The organism is Paraburkholderia kirstenboschensis (genome assembly GCF_904848585.1).
Taxonomy (GTDB): Bacteria; Pseudomonadota; Gammaproteobacteria; order Burkholderiales; family Burkholderiaceae; genus Paraburkholderia; species Paraburkholderia kirstenboschensis.
The window spans coordinates 63,002-84,422 of record NZ_CAJHCR010000013.1; the positions used below are offsets into that span (position 1 = coordinate 63,002).

Genomic DNA, 21,421 nt, shown 5'->3' on the forward strand with positions numbered 1-21,421 from the left:
CGGCCATTGCGTTGTTGCGCCGGTCGTCGTGAACATTCCGAAACGGAACGCGTATTGTCAAACGGATCTTTATTATTTCGGGTTACTAAAGATTGTGACGTGCAACACGCCTCTGTTGTGCAATGAAGTGCTGAATTGCGGCATCCCCAATGCGACGCAGCGACCGCCATGGAATAAATCACATTCCCCCGCAGTCTACTGATTGAACGCAGCCGGCTGGTCCAGCCGCCTGCCTCATCAATCTCCATTGTGAGGTGAATATGTCGTCAGATCATCCATCCGATCCGTCGCGCCGGGGCGTACTTAAATGTTTAGCGTTCGGTGGCGTGGGCACCGTGTTTGTATTAACCGGCGGTGTTCTTTTGCCGGTAGATTTGGCCCTCGCGGCCACACCCAAGGACGCTTCAGCAGGCTCGGGAGGAGTCCCGCTCTTCCTGCAGATCAGCGACTCACACATTGGCTTCAAAAAGGAAGCGAATCCGGACGTCGCGGGCACGCTCAAGCAGACAATTGATTTCGTCAACGCAATGCCCGTTAAACCGGCGCTGACGATTCATACAGGCGACATCACGCATCTTTCGAAGCCTGAGGAGTTCGACCTCGCGGCGCAGCTGATGTCGGGCCTGAACATTACCGAACTGCACACCGTGCCGGGCGAGCACGATGTTACCGATGGACCCGGGGCGGAGTATTTCAAACGTTTCGGTCAAGCGTCGGACAACAAGGGTTACTACAGCTTCGACCACAGTGGCGTGCATTTTGTTGGTCTCGTCAACGTAATGCACTTCAAGACTAATGGCCTGGGAAGCCTGGGCGACGAGCAACTCGAGTGGCTGGAGAAAGATCTGAAGGGCCGCTCTTCGAGTACGCCGATCGTGGTCTTCGCGCACATGCCGATGTGGACGATCTACGAACCGTGGGGTTGGGGTACTGGCGATGCGGGACAGGCTATGAGTTATCTGAAGCGCTTCGGGTCGGTGACCGTGCTAAACGGCCATATCCATCAGATCGTATCGAAAGTGGAAGGCAACGTTACTTTCCATACCGCTCGCTCGACAGCCTATCCGCAGCCGACAGCTGGCAACGGGCCAGGACCCGGGCCGCTTACGGTGTCCAGTGCAGAACTCCCACGGATGCTGGGCGTAACGAGCGTCAAGATCATGCGGCATCCAGTGAGAGCGACGCTCGCCGATACGACGCTCGTCTGAGCGCAAGACCCTGGCTACCAACGAGGATCCAATCATGCAAACGACTACCTTTCGCTACGCCTTTGTTATCGGTGTTGGAGTGGCGATGCTCATTGCAATGTGTGCTATTTCCGCCGTCGTGCAAGCTCAGCAGTCCAGCACTGTTGTCATCAAGGATTTTATGTTCTCGCCGATGTCGCTTACGGTCAAAGCCGGGGCGACCGTGACCTGGAAAAACCTTGATAGCGAACCGCACGTGGTTGTCAACGATGCGGGTCTCTTCCGCTCAGCCGCGCTCGATCAGAACGACACTTACCAGTTCAAGTTCGATAAGCCGGGAGTCTATAAGGTCTTCTGCAGCATACATCCGAATATGAAGGAGACGATTACTGTGCAGTAAATGTACTCGAGTAGACAGGCGGGCGCTGAAATACCAACTTATTAGGGCGAGTCGGTCGCCGGCCGTTTATGCGTTTCGTTTACGCGTTTGTTACTAACGGCCGAAATGCAGTGACATGTGTACTTCGTCGTACGTGTGTCCGTCGACCATCAAGGAGTTTCGCTCCCGTCCGAACTGCTCGAACCCGAGCGACGTATAAACGTGGATTGCCGCCGGGTTGTTTGCGTTCACGGTCAGGTTCACCTGTGTGATCTCAGGGATGGACCGCGCGAAGGCGAGCACCTCGGCGACGAGCGTTTTGCTAACGCCTGAACCCCTCATGTCGGGCGCGACATATACGCCCCACAGGAAGGCCTTGTGATTCAGTTTTCGCCGGTTCTCGCGTCCGAGTCCAGCTATTCCTATCAGACGCGAGCCTTCAAAAGCACCGAATACTCCGCGGTCGATTCGTGTCGCCGGCTGGCTTTCAATGACATCAGCCGAACGGTCGACTTCCTCTTCGTAGCTGGACGCGAAAGACGTGGGTGCTTCTCTGAGTCCGCAGAGGCGAAGGGAGTGGAACGAAGGCGCGTCCTGTGTGCCAAGTAGACGTACAAGCATCTTCGGCGAATCCCTTGTGTCACAGCTTATGTCGCAGATTGATCGATTGTCGATTTTCGACGATGTCACGTCCCGCGTCGACAACTAACGCCGCGATCGTTCCGTGCGAGGCGTAGTTCGACGAATTTTTCGCGCACGTTCGCTTGGACCTGGCTCCGCCGAATTCTGCGCCGCCGCCGTCACGATCCACTTCTTGAATGCAATGACCGCGTCATCGTCCGCGCGATCCGTGTTCACGACCAACGTGTAATCGGGTCCGCGCCCTGCCGGCTCTGCTATAGGACACACGAGACGCCCCGTGGCGATCTCGCGCTCGATGAGCGGCAGCGACGCCAACGTTACGCCAAGGCCTTCAGCTGCTGCGCCAAGTTGGAGAAAAACATGATCGAAGTCGAGATGGCGCGCACCCTGCAAGCCTGGTGCGCCGGCCTCCCGTAACCAGTCGGACCAGGCTGTGCGGGTGCTCGTTGAGTGAAGGAGCGTGTGATTTCGCAGATCGGCGACCGTCCTGATAGGGTGGCTTTTCAGCACCGCTGGACTGCACGCGGGCAGACGCAAGTCGGGCATCAGCGTCGTTGACGTGAGGCCTGCCGCGTCCTCGGGTCCTGAGCGCACGCCGACGTCGAAGGCATCGCCGACATAACGCAACTTGCGTGAGGTCGTCGAGAGCCGAACTTCGATGTCCGGGTAGCGCGCCTGGAAATCTGCCAGGCGCGGTATTAGCCAGCACAACGCGAAGCTCGCCAGCGTATTCACACGTACTACACCGGTTATACGACGCGTAATGGATTTGTGGCGCAACCGGGTGACCGAGCTGCTCAGCCGCGCAAATGCGCCTTCGACATCGTTCAGTAGAGCCGCGCCCTGATCGGTAGGAACGACGCCGCGAGAGCGGCGCTCAAAGAGCGGAACGCCGAACCAGTCTTCCAGCAACCGGATCTGTTTGCCGACTGCCCAGTGGGTGACGTGCAGATCGCTCGCCGCAGCGGCGAAACTCCCCAGGCGGGCGACCGCCTCGAAGTGCCGCAACGCATTCAATGGCGGCAACTTTTCAGCGTCTTTCTCCGTGCGTTTGTTTGTACCCATGTGGTGACTTTTTCTCCCGTCTAACCCAATTTTACGTCAGTTGTGGCGGGTTCTGGACGAACCTAGACTAGGGGTCTCCTGTAACGAAACGCGCCAGCTGTCGCGATGGCCCGCGCTTGCGCCATTTCATTGGACTATGAGACTTTTCTCTTTCTCATCCCCTACGACGGATGTAACTGACGGACCCGGTCAGTCGAGTTCCGTCTCACGCACGCGCGTCTTGTGGCTCTCGTGCATGGCGCACGCGCTGCACGACGGGTACACCGACATGATCTACGCGTTGCTGCCCGTATGGCAGGCGGAGTTCGGACTCAGTTACGGCGCCCTGGCGATCTTGCGCGGCGTCTACGCCGGCACCATGGCGACGCTGCAATTGCCCGCTGGACGCCTCGCCCGCACATTCGGCACGCGCGCGACACTTGCGTTCGGCACGTTTCTCGCCGCGCTCGGCTATGCCGTCGCAGGTATGTCTGGAACCCTGGTCGGCTTATGTGTCGCGCTCGCCATCTCCGGAGGTGGCTCAAGCACGCAGCATCCGCTGGCTTCGGGAGCAGTCTCGCGCGTGTATGGACGCAACGCCCGAGGGCCGCTCAGCGTCTACAATTTTTCGGGCGACCTCGGAAAATCCGCGCTTCCGGCGGCTATCTCGCTTCTCATTACCATCATGCCGTGGCGCCATGCGCTTTGGGCCGTGTCGATCGTTGGCGTTTTAGCGGCGGCAGTGATTGCACTTTTTCTCCCATCGATACCGCGTGACGGTGCTTCCATGGAGAAAACGTCAACGCAGCACAGCAACGATTCGCGATCCGGCTTCTCACTGCTCTTCACGATCGGCGTGCTCGACACAGCCGTGCGGATGGGCCTATTGACCTTCCTGCCATTTCTCCTGAAAGCAAAAGGCATATCGCAACCGATAATGGGCACGGCGCTCGCGCTCGTTTTCATTGGTGGCGCCGCCGGCAAGTTCGTTTGTGGCTGGCTCGGCGCTCGCGTGGGCGTGATCGGTACTGTATTCGCGACCGAAGGCGGTACCGCAGCGTTGATTCTTGCCGTGATTTACCTCCCACTGACGCCCGCCATGGTCTTGTTGCCGCTGCTTGGCGCGATGCTCAACGGGACATCGTCCGTTCTATACGGCACGGTGCCGGAGTTGACTTCGGTCGAGCGTACCGAGCGAGCGTTTGCGCTTTTCTATACCGGCACCATCGCGTCGGGAGCCCTCTCTCCGGTCGCTTACGGGTTTCTCGGCGATCAAATCGGTGTACACGGTGCCACTATTGCGACGGCGGCCACGGCGCTGGCCGTCTTGCCACTGACGCTTGTCCTTCGGCCGCATTTGCGCACGACGTGAGTTCGTTCGCGGCGCACGCCTGGCTCCTGGTCAACAGCCCGCATCGGCTCGGTCTCAGTCCCAATCAATATCTCGCCATCATATGGAGGTTCACTCGATGAATAGTGTTTCGCAGGCCCCGTTGATTCTGATAACGGGCGGAGGCCGTGGCGTGGGCGCGGCGACTGCGCGGCTTGCTGCCGCACGAGGTTACGATGTAGCGATCAGCTTCGTCTCCGATGAATCTGCCGCCCTTACCGTGGCGGCCGATGTCGAAGCTCTTGGGCGCCGGGCTCTAGCCGTGCGTGCAGATAGCGCGGATCCTGAGCAGGTCGCTCAGCTATTTGCCGCGATTGACCGGAAGTTCGGCCGGATCGATGTACTGGTGAACAACGCCGCGATAATTGCGCAGCAGTCCAGACTGGAGAATCTCGATTTCGCGCGGATGCAGCGTATCTTCGCGGTCAACTCGATAGGCCCGATCCTTTGTGCGCAACAGGCGGTGAAGCGGATGTCGCATCGCTACAAAGGACGAGGCGGCGTCGTGATCAACATTTCATCGGCATCGGCCAGGCTTGGCAGTCCGAACGAATATGTCGACTACGCTGCATCGAAGGGCGCCGTTGAAACATTCACAACCGGCTTCGCCAAGGAAGTTGCGCGGGACGGGATACGCGTCAACTGTATTCGCCCCGGCCACATCTACACTGACATGCATGCCAGCGGCGGCGAGCCAGGACGAGTGGATCGCGTCAAAGACTCGATTCCAATGGGAAGAGGCGGCCAGCCCGAAGAGGTTGCGCGGGCAATCCTATGGCTCGCAAGCGACGAGGCCTCTTTCATCACCGGCACTTTCCTCGATGTCACTGGCGGCAAGTGAAAGCGGGGTGCCACGCCGGCGACACCGGCGATAACGTTGGCGGCGCGACTGCCATAAGCTGCCCAACGGCTGCCCCTCGGCAGCCATATGACAGCTCGCGCCGCCGAGTCTGCTTTCGTTATTGCGCAACGAGTGCCGGGTGCTTCATCAGAGTCGCGGCTGCGGACGACGACGAAGCAGGGTTCTGACCGGTAATCAGAAGACCGTCTGTGACGACATACGGCGCCCAGTCTTCGGTCTTCGAATAGATGCCGCCCTTGGCCTTGAGTTCGTCTTCCACGAGGAACGGCACGATCTCGGTCAGCCCCACCGCGGCTTCCTCTGAATTCGTGAAGCCCGTCACCTGTTTGCCCTGAACCAGGGGCTTGCCGTCCGGCGTGGTGACATGGCGCAGCACGCCCGGCGCGTGACACACAAGCGCAACGGGCTTGCCGGCAGCGATGAACGACTGGATCAATTCGATGGAATGCCGGTCTTCCGCGAGATCCCACAGTGGCCCGTGACCGCCCGGATAGAAGACCGTGTCGAACTGCGCCTGCGAAACACTGTCGAGGCGAACCGTGGCCGCAAGTTGCGCCTTCGCCGCTGCATCGGTCTCGAAGCGACGGGTTGAGTCGGTCTGATTGGCCGGCTCGTTGCTCTTCGGATCGAGCGGCGGCTGCCCGCCTTGCGGCGACGCAAGCACGATCTCCGCGCCGGCGTCCTTGAACGCGTAGTAGGGCGCTGCCAGTTCTTCGAGCCAGAATCCGGTCTTGCGGCCTGTGTTGCCCAATTGATCGTGCGAGGTCAGAACCATCAGTACTTTCATGTTGCTTCTCCTTCGAGTGGGACGTTGAGCCTGCTACATAGTAGACCAGTCGTCTAGTAAAAAAGGCTAAGGAAGACACTTCGCCGAAGTGCCGCTTGTTACCTGCTTCTCAGCCGGAAACCGGGTGAAGCATCAGCCGGGTGCTCGCCATGGCGGTCTCGAACGGCTGCAGATTGCGCACGATCTTGACCATCACGCTCGCGCCCAGCCAAAGCTGATAGAGACTTTGCGCGACGCTCGACGGGTCTTCGCTGACCGAAAGGGAGCCTTCCTCCACGCCGGCCTGAATAGCGCGCGCCAACCGTTCGATGATGCCCGACGTGCCGCGCTTCAGCGTGGCGCGCATGGCTTCGGACATATCCGCAACTTCCGCGCCGAGCTTGACGGCAAGACACTTGCCCTGACAGTCGGAGAATGACTGAGTTTCCTGCCAGATCTGCCAGTAATTCATGAGGCGTTCCGCCATCGTCAAACCGGGCTCGCCCAGCGTATTGTCGAGGTCGGCCAGGTATTCGTCGAAGTAACTTTCGAGCAGCGCCACGCCGAACGCGTCTTTCGAACCGAAGTAGTGATAAAACGAACCCTTCGGCACGCCCGCGGCGGACAGGATCTCGTTCAGCCCCACGGCTGAAAAACCTTTCGCGCCGATGATTCGCTGTCCGACGGCGATGATGTTCTCGCGAGTGTCAGCCGACTCGGTGATGTTTGCGGTAGCCATGTGTGCACTGTATAGGCTAGTAGACCAGTCGTCTACTACTTTTTCGATCAAGCGAAGTTACCAGGCGCCTGCACCCCTACGGGGAAGGACGCCCTTTGACCATAGCGCTTAGCGGCCGTCGTTGCGCCGGCTCTATGTGCCGCCTACTATTCACTGTCGAAGTCGGCAGAACTCAATCCCGTCGCATACCAGACCTTCTACTCTTACAACCGAATCTGCAGTTACTACGACATCGGCGACGCACGTCTCGCAGCATGGGGCTACCGCGAGAGCTACAGCGAGGTGCGCCGCATTGCCGACATCATGTTCTTTTGCGCCGGACATGGTCACCTTGCATCTCGACGGCCGACAACTCTATCTTGAACCAGGCCAGACAGCGATTGCGCACGGCCCCGATCGCGACCTGATGGTCGACAAGGTGTCGCCCGTTCGCAAACATCATTGACGGCGGCGTGCAGTCGCGAGCTCGCCCAACTGCGGAGCAAACAATGGCTCGACTGCTATCGGTGAATGTTGGACTTCCGCGAGACATCGAGTGGAAAGGCCGTACTGTTTACACCGGCATCTGGAAGAGTCCCGTGCAAGGTCGCTGCTGGGCGGCGCGGCTGAATCTGGCGGGCGACGGTCAAGGTGACCTGGCGGGGCACGGTGGAGAGCAGCGCGCTGTCTTCGTCTATCAGATCGATTCGTACCGGCACTGGCAGCAGGAGCTGAACAGGTCCGACTTCGTGCACGGACACTTTGGCGAGAACTTCACGGTTGAAGGACTGCCCGACTCGGTGGTGTGCATTGGCGACCGTTATCGGATCGGCAGCGCGCTGTTCGAGGTGACGCAACCGCGCGTCACCTGCTATCGCGTCGGCATCCGAACGAACGAGCCGCGAATGCCGGCCTTGCTCACATCCAGTGGAAGACCTGGGTTCTATCTCCGCGTCGTGCATGAGGGTGAAGTGGGCGCGGGCGATGAAATAGTGAAAGTCGACGAGGCAAAAGAGCAAATGACCGTCGCGCAGATCAACGCGCTGCTCTATTCGCCGGATCATCCGCTGAATCTACTCGAACGAGCGTTGCGGATTGAAGCGCTGTCGCCGGGATGGCGTTCCTCGTTCGAGGCGTTACTCGACAGCCGCACGACCGGCTCTGCCAGTGGGAACGCCGGGCTAGCGCCCGCGGCGGCGCGCCACGCGGTTCAGCCGGGATTCCGGCCGCTCACGGTGGCCACTATCGAAGAGGAGTCCGCAGACGTCGTGTCGTTCACGCTGAAAAGTCCGGACGGTGAACTGCAACCGGCCTTGCCGGGCCAGTATGTTGTGCTGCGTCTTCAACCGACGGGGGACGGGCCGCCGCTCTTTCGCAGCTACTCGCTATCGAGTGCGCTGTCGACAGGAAGTTACCGCATCAGCGTGAAAATCGAGCCTAATGGGTTGGCTGGAGCCTGGTTGCGCCAGAACGTGCGGGCAGGCGATACGCTCGATATCAGTTCGCCCCGTGGAAGCTTTGTCCTGCAGCCTGGAGACGGCGCCGTAGTGCTGCTTAGCGCAGGAATCGGCGCAACACCTGTTCTGGCTATGCTGCACGAGCTGTCGTCGCAACACTCGACGCGGCAGGTCTTGTGGCTGCATACGGCGCGTGACCGGCAGCATCATCCATTTGCCGCGGAAGCGCGGCGCTTTATGCTCGCGCTCGTGCATGGCCGCAGCTACGTTTGTTATACCGCGGCGGGACCGCATGACCGGCTCGGTGAGGATTTCGATGCGACCGGGCGACTGTCGCAACACATCCTCAGCGAGGTCGGCGTTTCTCCTGGAGCGGACGTCTATCTTTGCGGACCGGCGCCTTTCATGGTCGACATGAAAAAGGCGCTGGCCGCTTTGGGCATCGCGCCGGAGCGGCTCCATGCCGAAACTTTCAACGGCGGAGAGTCGTTGAATCCTGGTATTGTCGATTCGCAGAAACGAACGCCACATCGTCCCGTAGACGAGGCCAACACCGGTCCACTAGTCTCGTTCGCACGCAGTGGCATTGCTGCGCATTGGAACGGCTCGACTTATCAAAGCATTCTGGAGTTGGCCGAGGCATGCGATGTTCCCGTTAGATGGTCGTGCCGCACGGGCGTCTGTCACAACTGCGAGAGCGGATTAGTCTCCGGTTCCATCAGTTACGATCCTGATCCGCTCGATCCACCGGCACGCGGGAACGTGTTGATCTGCTGCTGCAGACCGCGGGACGACGTGGTGATCGATCTTTGAATGATCGAGCGTGGTTGACGGGGTGCGTACCTCGACGAACCTTACGGACGGCCAGAGATACGTGGCCATCGGGCGCCTTCAACTCCAGCACCATGATCGTGACTATGACTGCGAAGACCCCGTCCGTGAATGCGGTCAGCCGGTCGGCGCTCATTTTTCCATTCGGCATCGTTCGCCCCCTGCGGTGAGCAATGCGCGGATCCAGTTGTGATTGTAGTCACCAACACCGCTGCTCACCGCCGAAGTATGAACTGCAGAATCCGGCCGGTCCGACGCATGCATCGCTGGATTGACCCTTGTCCATTGGCGCTTCGCTCATTGGTGATCGCAACGGCTGAAGCGGCGGTCAATGCGAGGGCATGACAAAGACGTTTGATCCAGGGGCAACGGTACAGCCCCATGTCTAGTAACCATTAAAAAGCACTTTGAAAAGTTACAAAAGACGTCTAGCATAGAGGCCACAACTCGCAGCCTAGTCGACTCGATCTTGCGTCTCTACTGGAGGTCTACCATGTCAAACGGAAATCACATTCCATCTGTATCGATCAAGCGTGTCGAGGCGGATGGCATCGATATGTTCTATCGGGAAGCAGGCGAGAAGGACGCACCGGTGGTCCTACTTCTGCACGGTTTTCCATCGTCGTCCCACATGTACCGCGATCTGATTCCACGACTTGCAGACCGCTACAGGGTAATCGCGCCGGACTTACCGGGCTTTGGCTTTACGAACGTTCCGGCATCGCGTGGCTACAGATACACGTTCGATGCACTGGCGGAGACAGTGGCGGCATTTGTCGACAAGCTCGGACTCACGAGCTACGCGATTTACGTGTTCGACTATGGAGCGCCGACAGGTTTTCGTCTGGCACTGAAGTACCCGGACCGCGTGCTCGCGCTGATTTCGCAAAACGGCAATGCGTACGAAGAAGGTTTGGGCGACGCCTGGGCGCCGATCAGAAAGTACTGGGCTGAACCTTCGGCGGCGAACCGGCAAGTGGTGCACGACGCAGTGCTGAATTTCGAAGGAACCAGGTTTCAGTATGTGCACGGAGTATCGAATCCGGACTCGATCGCGCCGGAGTCCTACACACTCGATGCGGCGCTGCTCGAGCGTCCAGGCCAGAAAGATATCCAGCTGGATCTGTTTTTGGACTATGCGTCGAATGTGAAGATGTATCCGACGTTCCAGAAGTTCTTCCGCGACGTGAAACCGCCCACGCTGGTTATCTGGGGCAGGCATGATCCGTTCTTTATTCCGCCTGGCGCCCAGGCGTTCCGCCGTGATATCCCGCAAGCGACGGTGACGATGCTCGATACCGGACACTTCGCCGTTGAAACGCACGCGCAAGAGATTGCGTCTGCGATCAAGGAGTTGCTTGGCAAACTTTCGTGATTCGTGGTGCATCGTCGTCGTTTGGACTAGCCGCAGTCGAGACGAACTAAGCGAACAGAAAAATGGGCGACGTACACCGCGAATAGGGCGCAGCTGCCTATTGCGACAAAGGCCGAGTGTGCTTTCAAAGTGGATGGCGCGGTTCTCGTTATCGGAAAGTCGGGGTGGGGAAGGATGTATTGCCCCACCGAGCGCTTTACTCGAGTTCCGTGTTGTCCTTCTGACGCTGGCGAAATTGGGCTACTTTGTGACGGTTCCCGCAAAGGGCCATGCTGCACCAGCGTCTACGATGGGCTTTGGTTCTGTCATAGAACCATAGTACGCAATCGTCTGCCTCGCACTTGCGAACAAGATCGAAGTCGCCCGTCGCGATCAGTTCCGCAGCAGCCCGGGCTACCGGCGCCAAAAGCTGTTCAGGCGTGTCGATATCAAAGTGGTCTCTTACTTCGAACGTGCCGTTGCTTGCCCGTGCAAGTTGCACTGTGTATCTGCCGTGCATTAGAAAAGAGTTAAGCGCGCCAATATCAACGTTCTTGCCATGTTTGCGCTGCATAACCAGTTTCCGGATCATTTCCCTCAACGCCCGCGCTGTGTCCGCCAAAACGTCACGCGGAAAGGCGCGCTGGTGCCGCTCGCCGAGATATCCCATTCTCTTCAACCAGGCTACCACGTCTTTATTGGTTGCCAGGTACTCCACCGGCCCCTCTTCACCTTGCGCGAGAGTGTTGAGAAAATCCAGCGCGGGGTCGTCGGCAAGTATCAGGAATTCTTGGGCGGGCATCAGGCGTTCTCCGGTAACCTGATTGTAATTGTAACCATTGAAAGTGCATATAACAAGTTATGGTGACTCTTGGCCAACCGCAATCGCAAGCACATGCATTCATTCTTTGTGCAATCAGCCGCGAGCAGAAATCAATTCTGACGGCCGCGCGCCCGGGGTGGTTTCGGTATCATCGTCGGGCCGCGTTTCTGGCATGAACACTGCGAAAAAGACTAGCGCGAAGACGCTAATTGCAGCCAGGGTGAGGAAGCCCGTCGCGAAGCCGAACTTCTCGACGACATATCCCCCCGTGACATTGCTGAGCGCCGCGCCTATCCCGACTGCAAGCGCCATTAGACCCTGAGCGAGGTTGAACCGCCCCGTTCCACGCATCACGTCTGACGCGATGACCACGCCGATCACGCCGAAGATGCCGGCAGCAATCCCGTCGAGTAACTGGATCAGGACCACCGCATAGGGGCTGTTCGTCATAGAAAAGAGGACACCTCGCACCGGCAAGACAGCGAGCGCAACGAGGAAGATGCTCTTGCGTCCAATTCCCCGGCGTAGCGCGCGGCCCACACCCGCAGCGACTGCGACCATGACGAGTTGCGCCGCGATCACGCACGCGCTCAGTGCGATGACATCCATTCCCGGATGGACCTTGGCGATGACCTGGCCCGCGAGCGGCAGCATAGCCGCGTTGCCGAAGTGAAAAAGCAGCACCGAGACGATGAACACCTTCAGGTCACGCTTCTTCCATAGCGCCGAGAAGGGAAGCGGGTCGTGGCGCGTGTGCTCATCCGAAGTACTGTCGGCACCGCGCGCAAGCTCATGGTCGATTTCTTTCGGGTGGATCAACAGGACCACGAGGGCGCTCGCTACTGCGAAGCCGCATACGAGATAGAACAGCCATCTGACGCCGACATACTGTCCAAGCCCGCCCGCCAGGATCGCGGCCGTGAAGTTCCCTGCGTGGTTGAACCCTTCGTTGCGGCTTATTCGCGCGGGCATCAGCCGGTGACCGACCACGCCAAGGCTCAGCGCGGCAAGACAGGGGGGAATGATCGCCGACGCTGCGCCGAGCGTGATCTGCGCGGCGAGCACGGCTGGCAGCTTCGGGAAAAATGCGATCAGAAGACATCCGGCTCCGACCAGCAAACCGGATATTGCGATCAACATGCGCTTCACGCGAACTGCGTCGACGATCAGGCCGGCAGGAACCTGGCAGATTGCCGCTGCTATGCCGCTCGCGGCCATGACGAGGCCGATGTTCCCCGAGCTCCAATGCTGGGTGCCTTTGAGGTACACCGACAGGAAAGGCCCCAAACCGTCCCGCACATCGGCCATCAGGAAATTGAGGGCATCCAGACCGCGCAGGCTTCGGGACGATGGGCGCGCGGGTGCTTCACGCTCCACTGATTGCTGTGCACGATCCGCGCTCACGCTTTCCTCCCGTTGCTACGCGACTCGAATTCGCGTCCCGCCGTGAGTTCGCGATTAATCTGCGTTCGCCGAAGCGTCATCGTCGTCGACAAGTTCGGCGATGTGCTCGACTTCGACGGTCTTTCCGTACCGGTTCTTCACTGCGTGACCCCACACTTGTACGTGCGCGCCGGGGGCGAGGTAACTGGACAGTTCGTCTGCGGCGTGCGGAGGCATCCGCACGGAAGTGCCGTCGCTCAGCAATGCACCGCGCAGTTCTCCTTTCGGCCCATATAGCGAGAGCTTTACTTCGCCACTGAGCTCGATCGGGCGGGTGTTTGCATGCGGCTTCTCGTGCTTTTTGCCATGACCATGCGGGCCTTCGTCGACAATCTCAACGCCAGTTGCCGACGTCAACTGAACAGCAGCGACGATATCGGCGGCGCGCGGCTTGACCCCGCGCACGCGAACCTTGTCACCCACGCTGATGTGTTTTGCGATCTGACGGGACAGATGCGGCGGGAAATGCACCTGTCTGCCGTTGCTGAGAATCAGGCCGTCCAGTTCTCCATGGGAATTCAGCAGAAACTGGCTGACGGTACCGCGGGTTTCCTGCAGGCAAGTCGGGTCGATCCAATGCATGGCGTAGCTCCAATAAAGATAATTAGTTGCGGGCGTCGCTATACAACTGCGTGACGTTGCCAGGCGCGCCGAACGCGGTAGCCTGCAACGCTTCGCCGTATTGATTGCGCGTTCCGTAGCCGCTCGCGGCAACCACCACATCCGGTCGCAGCAGATTCGCAAACTGCTGCGCCACGGGCGGAGGCATTCTGATGATGGTGCCGCTGGCGAGCATCACGCCGTCAGGCTCTCCGTGGGGCGCAGTCATGACCCGCGCAACAGTACCCTTGACGCTGAGTTTCACCAGACCCACGCCACGTAGTGCGGGCGGCATAGGCATTGCGCCGATCGGCGGCGGCTGGTCGACGATCTGCTGCGACGTCCGTTCATTTGTGATTTGCTGCGCTGTGACGTCGCCCGCGCCATTGGGAACGCCTGCAATTCGAACGGGATCGCCTTGATGAACGACGCTTACCAGTTGCGAACCCATATGCGGCGGAAAGCGGACCAGCGAGCCGTCTTCCAGAACGAAGCCATCGACGTCGCCTTCAGGGTTGATCACAAAGCGGCTTACCGTACCGTTTGCGACTCGCACCTGTTGCTGATCGGTCGCGAGCGCGGGTGCACGTACCGGTGGAGGAGGGGCCACAGGTGCTGCGGTTGTCGTCGGCGCAGGCGTGCCCGCGAGTGGCGCGGGTGGAGGCGCGCCTAGTCCTTCGGCGGGCCGCGTCTGAGCGGCGCAAGCAATGGTGACGAGACCGAGCGAGAGTGCTGCGACCCGGGCAAGCTTCGCGGTGGAGTGCGTGAGACTCGCGGGCGTGGCTTGCCGGCAAGTGTGGATGGATTGCTTGAGAGCCATGATGTTCTCCGATAAACGACACGGAGACTTTTGCAAAGCCTATGCCATGCAGTGGGTCCTTCTAGAAAGGGACTTTGCGCGCGATGCAGCAGGACATCTGTCCATCTTTCAGACACACGATGTCGGCTTGCTTGACACCTCACTCGATCTTGAGCGCGGCCAGCTTTGCATAGAGCGTCTGGCGGCTGATTCCAAGGCGCCGGGCTGCATCCGCCCGGTTATTGTTCGCAAGCCCCAACGCGTGAGAGATCAACGCGCGCTCCAGGGCTTCCACTGCGTCGGGAAGCGTCATCTCGAGCAAGCCGGTGCCTACGAGTGGCTCGCCAATGTCCGGCTTGCCATTGAGAAAGCCGAGATCCTCCGCCGTGATCATCGCTCCAGGTGCGAGCGCACCGGCGCGTTCCACTGCGTTTCTCAGTTCACGCACATTGCCCGGCCATGCGTAACCAACGAGCAGACGCTGCGCCGGCGGCGACAGACGCAGTGCGCGTGATCTTGCTTTCGCGACCTCGGCAAGGAAGTGTTCTGCGAGCGGCAGGATATCTGCTAGCCGCTCGCGCAGCGGAGGTAACGCGATTGGAATGATGTTCAGCCGGTAGAGCAGGTCCTCCCTGAATTCCCCCGCCTCGACCATTGTCTGCAAGTTTCTGTGCGTAGCGGCAACGAGCCTGATGTCGACAGGAATCACGCGGTTGGAACCAAGCGGGGTGATCTGCCGCTCCTGAATTACCCGTAACAGTTTGGCCTGCATGGGCAATGGCATGTCGCCGATTTCATCGAGCAGCAAGGTTCCACCGTCAGCCGCTGCAAAGCAGCCGGCCCGGTCCGCGGTTGCACCCGTGAACGCACCTTTGACGTGGCCAAACAATTCACTCTCGAGGAGCTCGGCGGGAATCGCTGCGCAATTCACTGCGACGAACGGCTTGCCGCTGCGCCTGGACGCGTCATGAAGCACGCGCGCCGCGACTTCCTTTCCTGTTCCTGTTTCGCCGGTAAAGAGGACGGTTGCCTCGGACGATGCTGCGCGTCCGATCTGTTTCTGTACCTCGCGCAACGTCTCGCTCACTCCGAGTAGCCGGGGCCTGGCGCCCGTCGACTCCGCGCTGAAAGGATGCGATGCGTTTGCGTCGGAATCATTCGTGCTCGTGGAGGCGATGATGCGCGCGAGTAGTGACTGGATTGCCTGTCTACCGACCGGCTTGGTCAAGTGGTCGAACGCTCCGAGCGTCATTGCCCCAATCGTGTTATCGCTCGATGCGAAGCCCGTGAGCATCACCACCGGCAACGCCTGCCCCGTCGCCGTTTTTCGCAGAGCTTCCAGCACTGCCAGCCCGTCCATGCCAGGCAGGCGGAAGTCGAGGAACATGCAGGTGAATGGTGCACCAGTGTTATCGAGAAGTTCTAGCGCCTCTTCGCCGGAGCGTGCCTCGTCCACGCTATGTCCGAGGTCAACCAGCGTTTCGACGAGGCCCTCGCGGAAGCCGTTGTCGTCGTCGACTACGAGTATGTGTGCCATGGAATCTCAATGACGAAACATGCGCCGCTCTCCATATCGGCTACGTACGCGCGGCCGCCATGCGCCGTAGCCACCTCTCTCGCCACTGCGAGCCCGAGTCCCGAGCCGTCGGGTCGTCCCGTGACGAATGGTTCAAAAATGCGTTCGCGGTCAGCTAACGCAACTCCTGGGCCATTATCGACGACTGCAATTCGCAACAGGTTCGCGTGACCGGTTTCGACGCGATTTGCGTTGACGGTCACGTTCCCTTGCGGCGGGGCATGCCGGATTGCATTCAGGATCAGATTATCGACTGCCCTTGCCATCTGTAAGGGGTCGAACTTTGCTGGGGCAGCGTCAGCAGCCGGCTTGGACGGCGGCGTCAAGTCGGCATTGACATAGAGATTCACGCCCTTGATCCGCGCCTGCTCCTGATGTGTCGCGGCTGTAGACGTCACCCATTGTGCGGCGTCGACTGTCTTCATCACGAGGGTGACTGGCTGCGTCAAAGCGAGCAGGCTCGTTACCTGGGTTTCGATGCGCTCTACCTGGCCGAGAGCCGACGTCAGCGATTGACGCGGTGTGTCCTCTTCGTGTGCGAGAGCGTTTTCCAGCTTCAGCCTGACCGCCCCGAGCGGATTGCGAATTTCATGCGCCACCTGTGCGGCCAGTTTGCCGAGAGAGGCAAACCGCTCGGCTTGCGACAACTTCTCGTGCAAGGCGGAGGCCCGGGCTTGCGACTCCCTCAAGCGCGCAGCGAAGACGTTGACGGCATTGACGATTTTGTCGAGGTCGGGCTCGCCGGAAGGCGGAAGCTGGGAACACGAGGCTGCCGTCCCGGACGATAAGGCCTGTTCGAGTTGCGACAGGTTTTTCCGCCAACGGCGCAAGCCCAAACCGAGCACAAGAGCGAGAAGCAAAATGGCCGTTAGAACGACGACCAGCGACAGCATGAGCATGTGCCCATATTGCCCGAGAGGAGCTTGCGCCCTTGTAAGGGTCCATGCATAGAGCGCAGGGCTGCCGGCCACGGGACACGCAGAAGCGACGGTTGCGCCTTCTCCTGCAGGAACGGAATCAGAAACGGCCGCACCTGCCGACGCTGCCCGATGCAGCGCGCGGAGTATCAGCGGCGTTTCTGCTTGCGGGATATCCCGCTTAACGCCAGTGCCTTCATATGTTGGGAAAGAATAGGCAAGAAAGCCGTTCGCGGTTCGGGATGACGTGTCTCCCGAGGCATGCGATGGCCCCGCGGCATCGCTCTTCCAGAAGCCTCCTTCGATTTTCGGAGCCTGAATGAGGACGGTATCGAGTACCGCATGCATCAGGTCGGCGTCGTAAGCATTGCTCGCGGCGAGACGGGACAACGAGTAACGTGCCGCCACGTGCTCACAAGCCGCGATGGATTGTTGACTCGCGGCGGAAATCTGCCGGCTCTGGTCCGTCTGGAACAGCAGCCAGATCACGCCGGCGAGCAGCGTGCAGACCACGGCGATCAACGCCCAGAGAAGCACAAGCTGGTTGGCGAAAGAGATTCGTTTCATTGTGCGGTGCTCCGCTGCAGGAAGTTGAATCCAGCCCGCGATTCTAGACCGCGCCCATTAACCAGCGTTCAAAGCACCGCCAAACGTCTGCCAGGCCTCCGCCTGCAAAAAGCGGCTCGCCGCAACAGGGCCTTTACTTTTTGCTGCCTTTGCCGTAAACCCGGTCATCGGCTATCCCCGACACTCGGGCAATCTTCTGCCGCAGGACAGGACCCGCCTCCTTGGGTCGACAATGTTGCCGCTTGGGAGGAAGACTCTCGGCCGAGTGTACTAACCAGAACGTTACCGTGTCTGTTTCTATTACCACTGGAAAACTAGCTGTTCTCGCAGGCCGGCATCCTTTGATTGTCGGTGCGCTAGGTAGTCTGATGGCGTTGGGCGTGATGGTCATCAGCCTCGCCACTCTCCTGGCCTCTCGTGACGCCGCAATTCAGCATGCTCATGAAACGTCCAGGAATGTCACCGCGGTTCTGGTCACCAACATCGCTCGAACAATTGAAACATCAGACAATTCGCTGCGCACCTTGATCGCCGCGCTGAACAAGCCTGCTCCAGACCATGGATCCAGATTTGCGTCACGAATTGCTGTTCGACCGGACCGCTGCCGCGTATGTCACCGGCATGGGAGTCACGGATGATCGTGGTCGTGTGATCGACGGCTGCTGCTCCAGATCCCACACCTGGGACTTTAGCGATCGCGACTATTTCATTGCGCATCGCGAGTCTGCGGATGCCGGGCTTTATGTCTCATCGGTGTATGCGGCGCGGTCGCGGCCGGGTGCTCAGTCCATTGCGATGACTAGAAGGATGAACCGTCCCGACGGGTCGTTCGAGGGCGTGGCGATCGTCGCCATCGACATCGAATATTTCAAGCAGCTTCTTGCGAAACTGGACGTGGGGTCGCACGGTATCGCTGCGATCGTTCGTACGGACGGCACGCTCGTGGCGAGAAATCCCCCGATCAGCAAGGCAGGGCTGGTCAACGTCGGCAGGTCACCTACCTTTCCGCGGATGGTGAACCATGATTCCGGCTTCTATGCTGCCCCGTCGATTGCTGACGGAGTGCTTCGTCTGTACACGTTTCAGCGTGTCCCCGGAACGCCGCTCATTGCCGTCGTCGCGCCAGCGGAAAGCGATGTTCTTGCCGCGTGGAAACGGTTGTCATGGATAGTGGGAGTTTCAGCTTCGTCTGTTAGCCTCGCGTTTTGCACTGTGGTCTGGCTCCTTGCTTTTGCTCTGCGCGACCACGCGAACACGCAGGTGCTGCTTATGGAGCTGACACAAACCGATCCATTGACAGGGCTTAAAAACCGGCGTGCGCTCGACAACGTGCTCGAAAACGAATGGGAAAGACTTCAGCGCGGCGATGGTTCGTTGTCGCTACTGTTTGTCGATGCCGACAATTTCAAACAATACAACGACAGTCACGGTCACGCTCAAGGTGATATTGCGCTGAAACATCTCGCGGATTGTATCGATCGGCACGTGCGTCGCCGTGGCGATCTCGCCGCTCGATACGGCGGAGAGGAGTTTGTCGTCGTGCTGCCCAACACCGACGAAGCGGGAGCGTTTCAGATTGGAGAAGCTATACGTCGCGAAGTCGAATATCGGCAGCCGGCAGCATCGTCTGAGACGATTCCACCTTTCACGGTCAGCATCGGGTGCGCGACCGGTCGACGGTCACGTCCGTCGTCCCTGGAGGAATTGACGAGTTCTGCCGATCTGGCGCTGTACGCGGCCAAAAGGCGTGGGAGGAACGCGGTCGTCTGCGCCGGCGATCTCGTTGCACCGGCTGAGCCGCAGATCTGATTGCAGTCTGCGACTGCGACTGCGACTGTCGCAAGTTGTGAGGCAGCGCGATGCCGCTTTAAAGCGTTGAGCAGTTCACGCCGCCCAGGTTCTGGATGCTCGTCATGTTTGGGAGTAATGTAATCGGTGCTGCACCGGGGTCGGCCCGCGGGCATTACCTTGTCGTGGCCGACATAGAAGCCGCGCGCCGACTTGCTGCGCCGGGGCGTGCAAATCAGCGAAGCGTGCCATGACGCGGGCGGCGTGTTCCATCGCAGCGACGGAGACAATCGCGTGAGCTGTGGCCAACCTGAGCGAAAGAGTTATGCCTCGTTCGCCACGTTCAGCGACCCGCATCGCAACCGCTGGTTCTTGCAGGAAGTGACTGCGCGCCTCTCGGCGCATGTCAAAACGCGCGACCCACGGTTCGACGGTCAGATTGTCGACGTGCTGCTTGCGGCGGCGAAAGAATCGGTCGCGCATCGTCCATCGTCCATCGTCCATCGCAGCGGCCAATCGAACCTCAAGCAGGAGTTGGCATGTCAGACGACATTCTTCCCGAACTCTCTTCGCGCCGTAAATTCATAAGTGCGGCGGCAGCCGTCGCCGCTGCGGGTTCAGCGCCACGGTTCTCGTTTGCCGATACGGCTATCACGAGCACCTCGCAGCCGGACGGCGGCGACAAGACTGCGCTGCGTCCGTTGCGCGTTCACGCGTCGGACGCGCAACTCGCGGACTTGCGACGGCGCATCAAGGCGACGAAGTGGCCCACGCGCGAGACTGTCTCCGACGCAACGCAAGGCGTGCAGCTCGTGACGATGCAGCGCCTCGCGCGCTATTGGACTACTGAGTACGACTGGCGGAAGGTCGAAGCGAAACTCAACGCTCAGCCGCAGTTCGTCACCGAAATCGACGGGCTCGACATTCACTTCATCCACGTGCGGTCCAGGCACCCGAACGCGTTGCCGATGATCGTCACTCATGGTTGGCCGGGTTCGATCATCGAGCAGATGAAGATTATCGGTCCGCTGACGAACCCGACCGCTCATGGCGGAACCGCAGCGGACGCGTTCGATGTCGTGATCCCGTCGTTGCCCGGATATGGTTTTTCGGGCAAACCGACGGCGAGCGGCTGGGATCCTGGGCGTATCGCTCGTGCATGGGTCGTGCTGATGCAGCGGCTCGGCTACACGCGTTATGTCGCGCAGGGCGGCGACTGGGGCAATGCCGTGACCGAGCAGATGGCGCTGCTGACGCCGCCTGGTCTGCTTGCGATTCACACGAACATGCCGGCCACTGTTCCCGACGACATTGCCGATGTGCTGAAATACGGCAAGCCCGCGCCGGCCGGTCTGTCGGAAGACGAGAAGCATGCATTCGACCAGCTGGATTTCTTCTACAAGCACGGGCTCGGCTATGCGCTCGAAATGGCGAACCGTCCGCAGACGCTGTACGGCATCGAGGACTCGCCAATCGGTTCTGCCGCATGGATGCTGGATCACGACGCGAGCAGCCAGGCGATGATCGCGCGCGTTTTCGATGGACAGCCGGAAGGGCTGACACGCGACGACGTTCTGGACAACGTCACGCTTTACTGGCTGACGGGCACGGCGATCTCGTCGGCGCGGCTGTACTGGGAGAACAAGTTGAATTTTTTCGCGCCGAAACATGTACCGATTCCGGTCGCCGTGAGCGTCTTTCCCGACGAGATCTACGCCGCGCCGCGCAGTTGGACGGAACAGGCGTACCCTAAGCTGATGCACTACAACCGCCTTCCCAAGGGCGGGCACTTCGCGGCGTGGGAACAGCCTCAGATCTTCACGCAGGAAATTCGCGCAAGCTTTTCGTCTTTGCGCTGACCTGGCGCCCGTGCCGATGTGTGAATGACCGCTCGGCGCGGTCACGAACGACCTCTGTCAGAAGCGGGCTGTAACAGGCGGCGGACGACTACACACCCAGGATTTTGCCGACCGTCTCATTGAATTCGTCGGTAGCGTTCTGGATCGCCTCGTCGGCCTCGTCGTCGAGGTTGTCCGCGTTCTCATCCAGCACCTCCTGCAGCGTCAGGTACGCTGAAATGATGCCATCCATCTGGTGGCTTTCGACGCGGGCATACACGGCCTCGCCCACCGCTTCCATGAAGTCGCCCCGGCTTCCGCCCACCAGGCCGTCAGCGTTATTTTCCAGATCGTCCTTGAATTGTTCGACGTTTGCCATTTTTTCCTCCGGAAGGTCATATCAGATTAGCGGTTCCGTTTCCTCGCTGTGGTCGCGCCGC

19 protein-coding genes and 1 pseudogene are annotated in these 21,421 nt (G+C 59.8%); 8 read left to right on the forward strand and 12 right to left on the reverse strand.

Translation table 11 applies throughout. The features are described from left to right. The first annotated feature begins 260 nt into the window (after nt 1-260). Together JMY24_RS26745 and JMY24_RS26750 are read left to right on the forward strand one after the other, a co-directional pair. The gene (locus JMY24_RS26745) at nt 261-1,208 is read left to right on the forward strand and encodes a metallophosphoesterase family protein (RefSeq protein WP_128584256.1); all 948 of its coding nucleotides are present in this window, start codon (nt 261-263) and stop codon (nt 1,206-1,208) included. Between the two features lie 85 nt (nt 1,209-1,293). Then, a complete protein-coding gene (locus tag JMY24_RS26750; RefSeq protein WP_236597531.1) occupies nt 1,294-1,587 on the forward strand; it encodes a cupredoxin domain-containing protein in 294 nt (97 codons plus the stop codon). 93 nt (nt 1,588-1,680) lie between these two features. Here JMY24_RS26750 and JMY24_RS26755 read toward each other — a convergent pair whose 3' ends face one another. Both JMY24_RS26755 and JMY24_RS26760 read right to left on the reverse strand, forming a co-directional pair. Further along, on the reverse strand, nt 1,681-2,187 hold the full coding sequence (locus JMY24_RS26755; RefSeq protein ID WP_128597683.1) for a GNAT family N-acetyltransferase: 507 nt from the start codon (nt 2,185-2,187) through the stop codon (nt 1,681-1,683). Nucleotides 2,188-2,271: 84 nt separating this feature from the next. Then, nucleotides 2,272-3,273: a LysR substrate-binding domain-containing protein gene (locus JMY24_RS26760; RefSeq protein ID WP_128597684.1), complete on the reverse strand. Its 1,002-nt coding sequence runs from the start codon at nt 3,271-3,273 to the stop codon at nt 2,272-2,274. Between the two features lie 136 nt (nt 3,274-3,409). Between JMY24_RS26760 and JMY24_RS26765 the strand changes: the two genes are divergently transcribed. After that, nucleotides 3,410-4,624: an MFS transporter gene (locus tag JMY24_RS26765; protein WP_128597685.1), complete on the forward strand. Its 1,215-nt coding sequence runs from the start codon at nt 3,410-3,412 to the stop codon at nt 4,622-4,624. Nucleotides 4,625-4,721: 97 nt separating this feature from the next. Beyond that, nucleotides 4,722-5,483 carry a glucose 1-dehydrogenase gene (locus tag JMY24_RS26770; RefSeq protein WP_128597686.1) on the forward strand — a complete coding sequence of 254 codons (762 nt, stop codon included), beginning with the start codon at nt 4,722-4,724 and terminating at the stop codon, nt 5,481-5,483. 118 nt (nt 5,484-5,601) lie between these two features. Here the strand turns inward: JMY24_RS26770 and JMY24_RS26775 are convergent, their stop codons facing one another. Next, nucleotides 5,602-6,291, reverse strand: a complete 690-nt coding sequence (locus JMY24_RS26775; protein WP_128597687.1) for a type 1 glutamine amidotransferase domain-containing protein — start codon at nt 6,289-6,291, stop codon at nt 5,602-5,604. Between the two features lie 109 nt (nt 6,292-6,400). Further along, nucleotides 6,401-7,009, reverse strand: a complete 609-nt coding sequence (locus JMY24_RS26780) for a TetR/AcrR family transcriptional regulator (RefSeq protein WP_128597688.1) — start codon at nt 7,007-7,009, stop codon at nt 6,401-6,403. A gap of 488 nt (nt 7,010-7,497) precedes the next feature. On the opposite strand from JMY24_RS26780, the gene JMY24_RS26785 reads away from it, so the two are divergent. Next, a complete protein-coding gene (locus JMY24_RS26785) occupies nt 7,498-9,258 on the forward strand; it encodes an MOSC and FAD-binding oxidoreductase domain-containing protein (RefSeq protein WP_128597689.1) in 1,761 nt (586 codons plus the stop codon). Here JMY24_RS26785 and JMY24_RS39280 read toward each other — a convergent pair. Further along, nucleotides 9,164-9,427 (reverse strand): TMEM175 family protein, encoded by a 264-nt coding sequence (locus JMY24_RS39280; RefSeq protein ID WP_328809266.1) that lies wholly within the window; start codon nt 9,425-9,427, stop codon nt 9,164-9,166. The genes JMY24_RS26785 and JMY24_RS39280 overlap by 95 nt on opposite strands. A gap of 342 nt (nt 9,428-9,769) precedes the next feature. Between JMY24_RS39280 and JMY24_RS26795 the strand changes: the two genes are divergently transcribed. Further along, nucleotides 9,770-10,651: an alpha/beta fold hydrolase gene (locus JMY24_RS26795; RefSeq protein ID WP_201703224.1), complete on the forward strand. Its 882-nt coding sequence runs from the start codon at nt 9,770-9,772 to the stop codon at nt 10,649-10,651. Between the two features lie 196 nt (nt 10,652-10,847). On the opposite strand, the gene JMY24_RS26800 is transcribed toward JMY24_RS26795, so the two are convergent. The 6 genes from JMY24_RS26800 to JMY24_RS26825 all read right to left on the reverse strand — a co-directional run bounded on the left by JMY24_RS26800 (nt 10,848) and on the right by JMY24_RS26825 (nt 17,355). Further along, entirely contained in the window at nt 10,848-11,432 is a 585-nt protein-coding gene (locus JMY24_RS26800) for a CGNR zinc finger domain-containing protein (protein ID WP_128597690.1), read from the reverse strand. Between the two features lie 114 nt (nt 11,433-11,546). Then, nucleotides 11,547-12,857, reverse strand: a complete 1,311-nt coding sequence (locus JMY24_RS26805) for an MFS transporter (protein WP_201703225.1) — start codon at nt 12,855-12,857, stop codon at nt 11,547-11,549. 54 nt (nt 12,858-12,911) lie between these two features. Further along, complete coding sequence (locus tag JMY24_RS26810; RefSeq protein ID WP_128597691.1) at nt 12,912-13,478, reverse strand: hypothetical protein; 567 nt, start codon at nt 13,476-13,478, stop codon at nt 12,912-12,914. A 22-nt stretch (nt 13,479-13,500) separates the two neighbouring features. After that, a complete protein-coding gene (locus JMY24_RS26815) occupies nt 13,501-14,316 on the reverse strand; it encodes a hypothetical protein (protein WP_236597522.1) in 816 nt (271 codons plus the stop codon). Nucleotides 14,317-14,455: 139 nt separating this feature from the next. Further along, nucleotides 14,456-15,832, reverse strand: a complete 1,377-nt coding sequence (locus tag JMY24_RS26820) for a sigma-54-dependent transcriptional regulator (protein WP_128597692.1) — start codon at nt 15,830-15,832, stop codon at nt 14,456-14,458. Further along, nucleotides 15,814-17,355: a sensor histidine kinase gene (locus JMY24_RS26825; RefSeq protein WP_128597693.1), complete on the reverse strand. Its 1,542-nt coding sequence runs from the start codon at nt 17,353-17,355 to the stop codon at nt 15,814-15,816. Before JMY24_RS26825 ends, JMY24_RS26820 begins: the two co-directional genes overlap by 19 nt. Nucleotides 17,356-17,723: 368 nt before the next feature. Between JMY24_RS26825 and JMY24_RS26830 the strand changes: the two are divergent. Continuing rightward, nucleotides 17,724-19,164 (forward strand): annotated as a pseudogene (locus tag JMY24_RS26830) (diguanylate cyclase). Between the two features lie 518 nt (nt 19,165-19,682). After that, a complete protein-coding gene (locus JMY24_RS26835; RefSeq protein ID WP_201703226.1) occupies nt 19,683-21,002 on the forward strand; it encodes an epoxide hydrolase family protein in 1,320 nt (439 codons plus the stop codon). A gap of 88 nt (nt 21,003-21,090) precedes the next feature. Here JMY24_RS26835 and JMY24_RS26840 read toward each other — a convergent pair whose 3' ends face one another. Next, on the reverse strand, nt 21,091-21,360 hold the full coding sequence (locus JMY24_RS26840) for a hypothetical protein (protein ID WP_193425359.1): 270 nt from the start codon (nt 21,358-21,360) through the stop codon (nt 21,091-21,093). Between the last annotated feature and the right edge of the window lie 61 nt (nt 21,361-21,421).

Excerpts from the sequence above, each read along its gene's own strand:
- JMY24_RS26745 (WP_128584256.1), top strand. The coding sequence starts at position 261 with ATGTCGTCAGATCATCCATCCGATCCGTCGCGCCGGGGCGTACTTAAA.
- JMY24_RS26750 (WP_236597531.1), top strand. The coding sequence starts at position 1,294 with ATGCTCATTGCAATGTGTGCTATTTCCGCCGTCGTGCAAGCTCAGCAG.
- JMY24_RS26755 (WP_128597683.1), bottom strand. The coding sequence starts at position 2,187 with ATGCTTGTACGTCTACTTGGCACACAGGACGCGCCTTCGTTCCACTCC.
- JMY24_RS26760 (WP_128597684.1), bottom strand. The coding sequence starts at position 3,273 with ATGGGTACAAACAAACGCACGGAGAAAGACGCTGAAAAGTTGCCGCCA.
- JMY24_RS26765 (WP_128597685.1), top strand. The coding sequence starts at position 3,410 with ATGAGACTTTTCTCTTTCTCATCCCCTACGACGGATGTAACTGACGGA.
- JMY24_RS26770 (WP_128597686.1), top strand. The coding sequence starts at position 4,722 with ATGAATAGTGTTTCGCAGGCCCCGTTGATTCTGATAACGGGCGGAGGC.
- JMY24_RS26775 (WP_128597687.1), bottom strand. The coding sequence starts at position 6,291 with ATGAAAGTACTGATGGTTCTGACCTCGCACGATCAATTGGGCAACACA.
- JMY24_RS26780 (WP_128597688.1), bottom strand. The coding sequence starts at position 7,009 with ATGGCTACCGCAAACATCACCGAGTCGGCTGACACTCGCGAGAACATC.
- JMY24_RS26785 (WP_128597689.1), top strand. The coding sequence starts at position 7,498 with ATGGCTCGACTGCTATCGGTGAATGTTGGACTTCCGCGAGACATCGAG.
- JMY24_RS39280 (WP_328809266.1), bottom strand. The coding sequence starts at position 9,427 with ATGCCGAATGGAAAAATGAGCGCCGACCGGCTGACCGCATTCACGGAC.
- JMY24_RS26795 (WP_201703224.1), top strand. The coding sequence starts at position 9,770 with ATGTCAAACGGAAATCACATTCCATCTGTATCGATCAAGCGTGTCGAG.
- JMY24_RS26800 (WP_128597690.1), bottom strand. The coding sequence starts at position 11,432 with ATGCCCGCCCAAGAATTCCTGATACTTGCCGACGACCCCGCGCTGGAT.
- JMY24_RS26810 (WP_128597691.1), bottom strand. The coding sequence starts at position 13,478 with ATGCATTGGATCGACCCGACTTGCCTGCAGGAAACCCGCGGTACCGTC.
- JMY24_RS26815 (WP_236597522.1), bottom strand. The coding sequence starts at position 14,316 with ATGGCTCTCAAGCAATCCATCCACACTTGCCGGCAAGCCACGCCCGCG.
- JMY24_RS26820 (WP_128597692.1), bottom strand. The coding sequence starts at position 15,832 with ATGGCACACATACTCGTAGTCGACGACGACAACGGCTTCCGCGAGGGC.
- JMY24_RS26825 (WP_128597693.1), bottom strand. The coding sequence starts at position 17,355 with ATGAAACGAATCTCTTTCGCCAACCAGCTTGTGCTTCTCTGGGCGTTG.
- JMY24_RS26835 (WP_201703226.1), top strand. The coding sequence starts at position 19,683 with ATGTCAGACGACATTCTTCCCGAACTCTCTTCGCGCCGTAAATTCATA.
- JMY24_RS26840 (WP_193425359.1), bottom strand. The coding sequence starts at position 21,360 with ATGGCAAACGTCGAACAATTCAAGGACGATCTGGAAAATAACGCTGAC.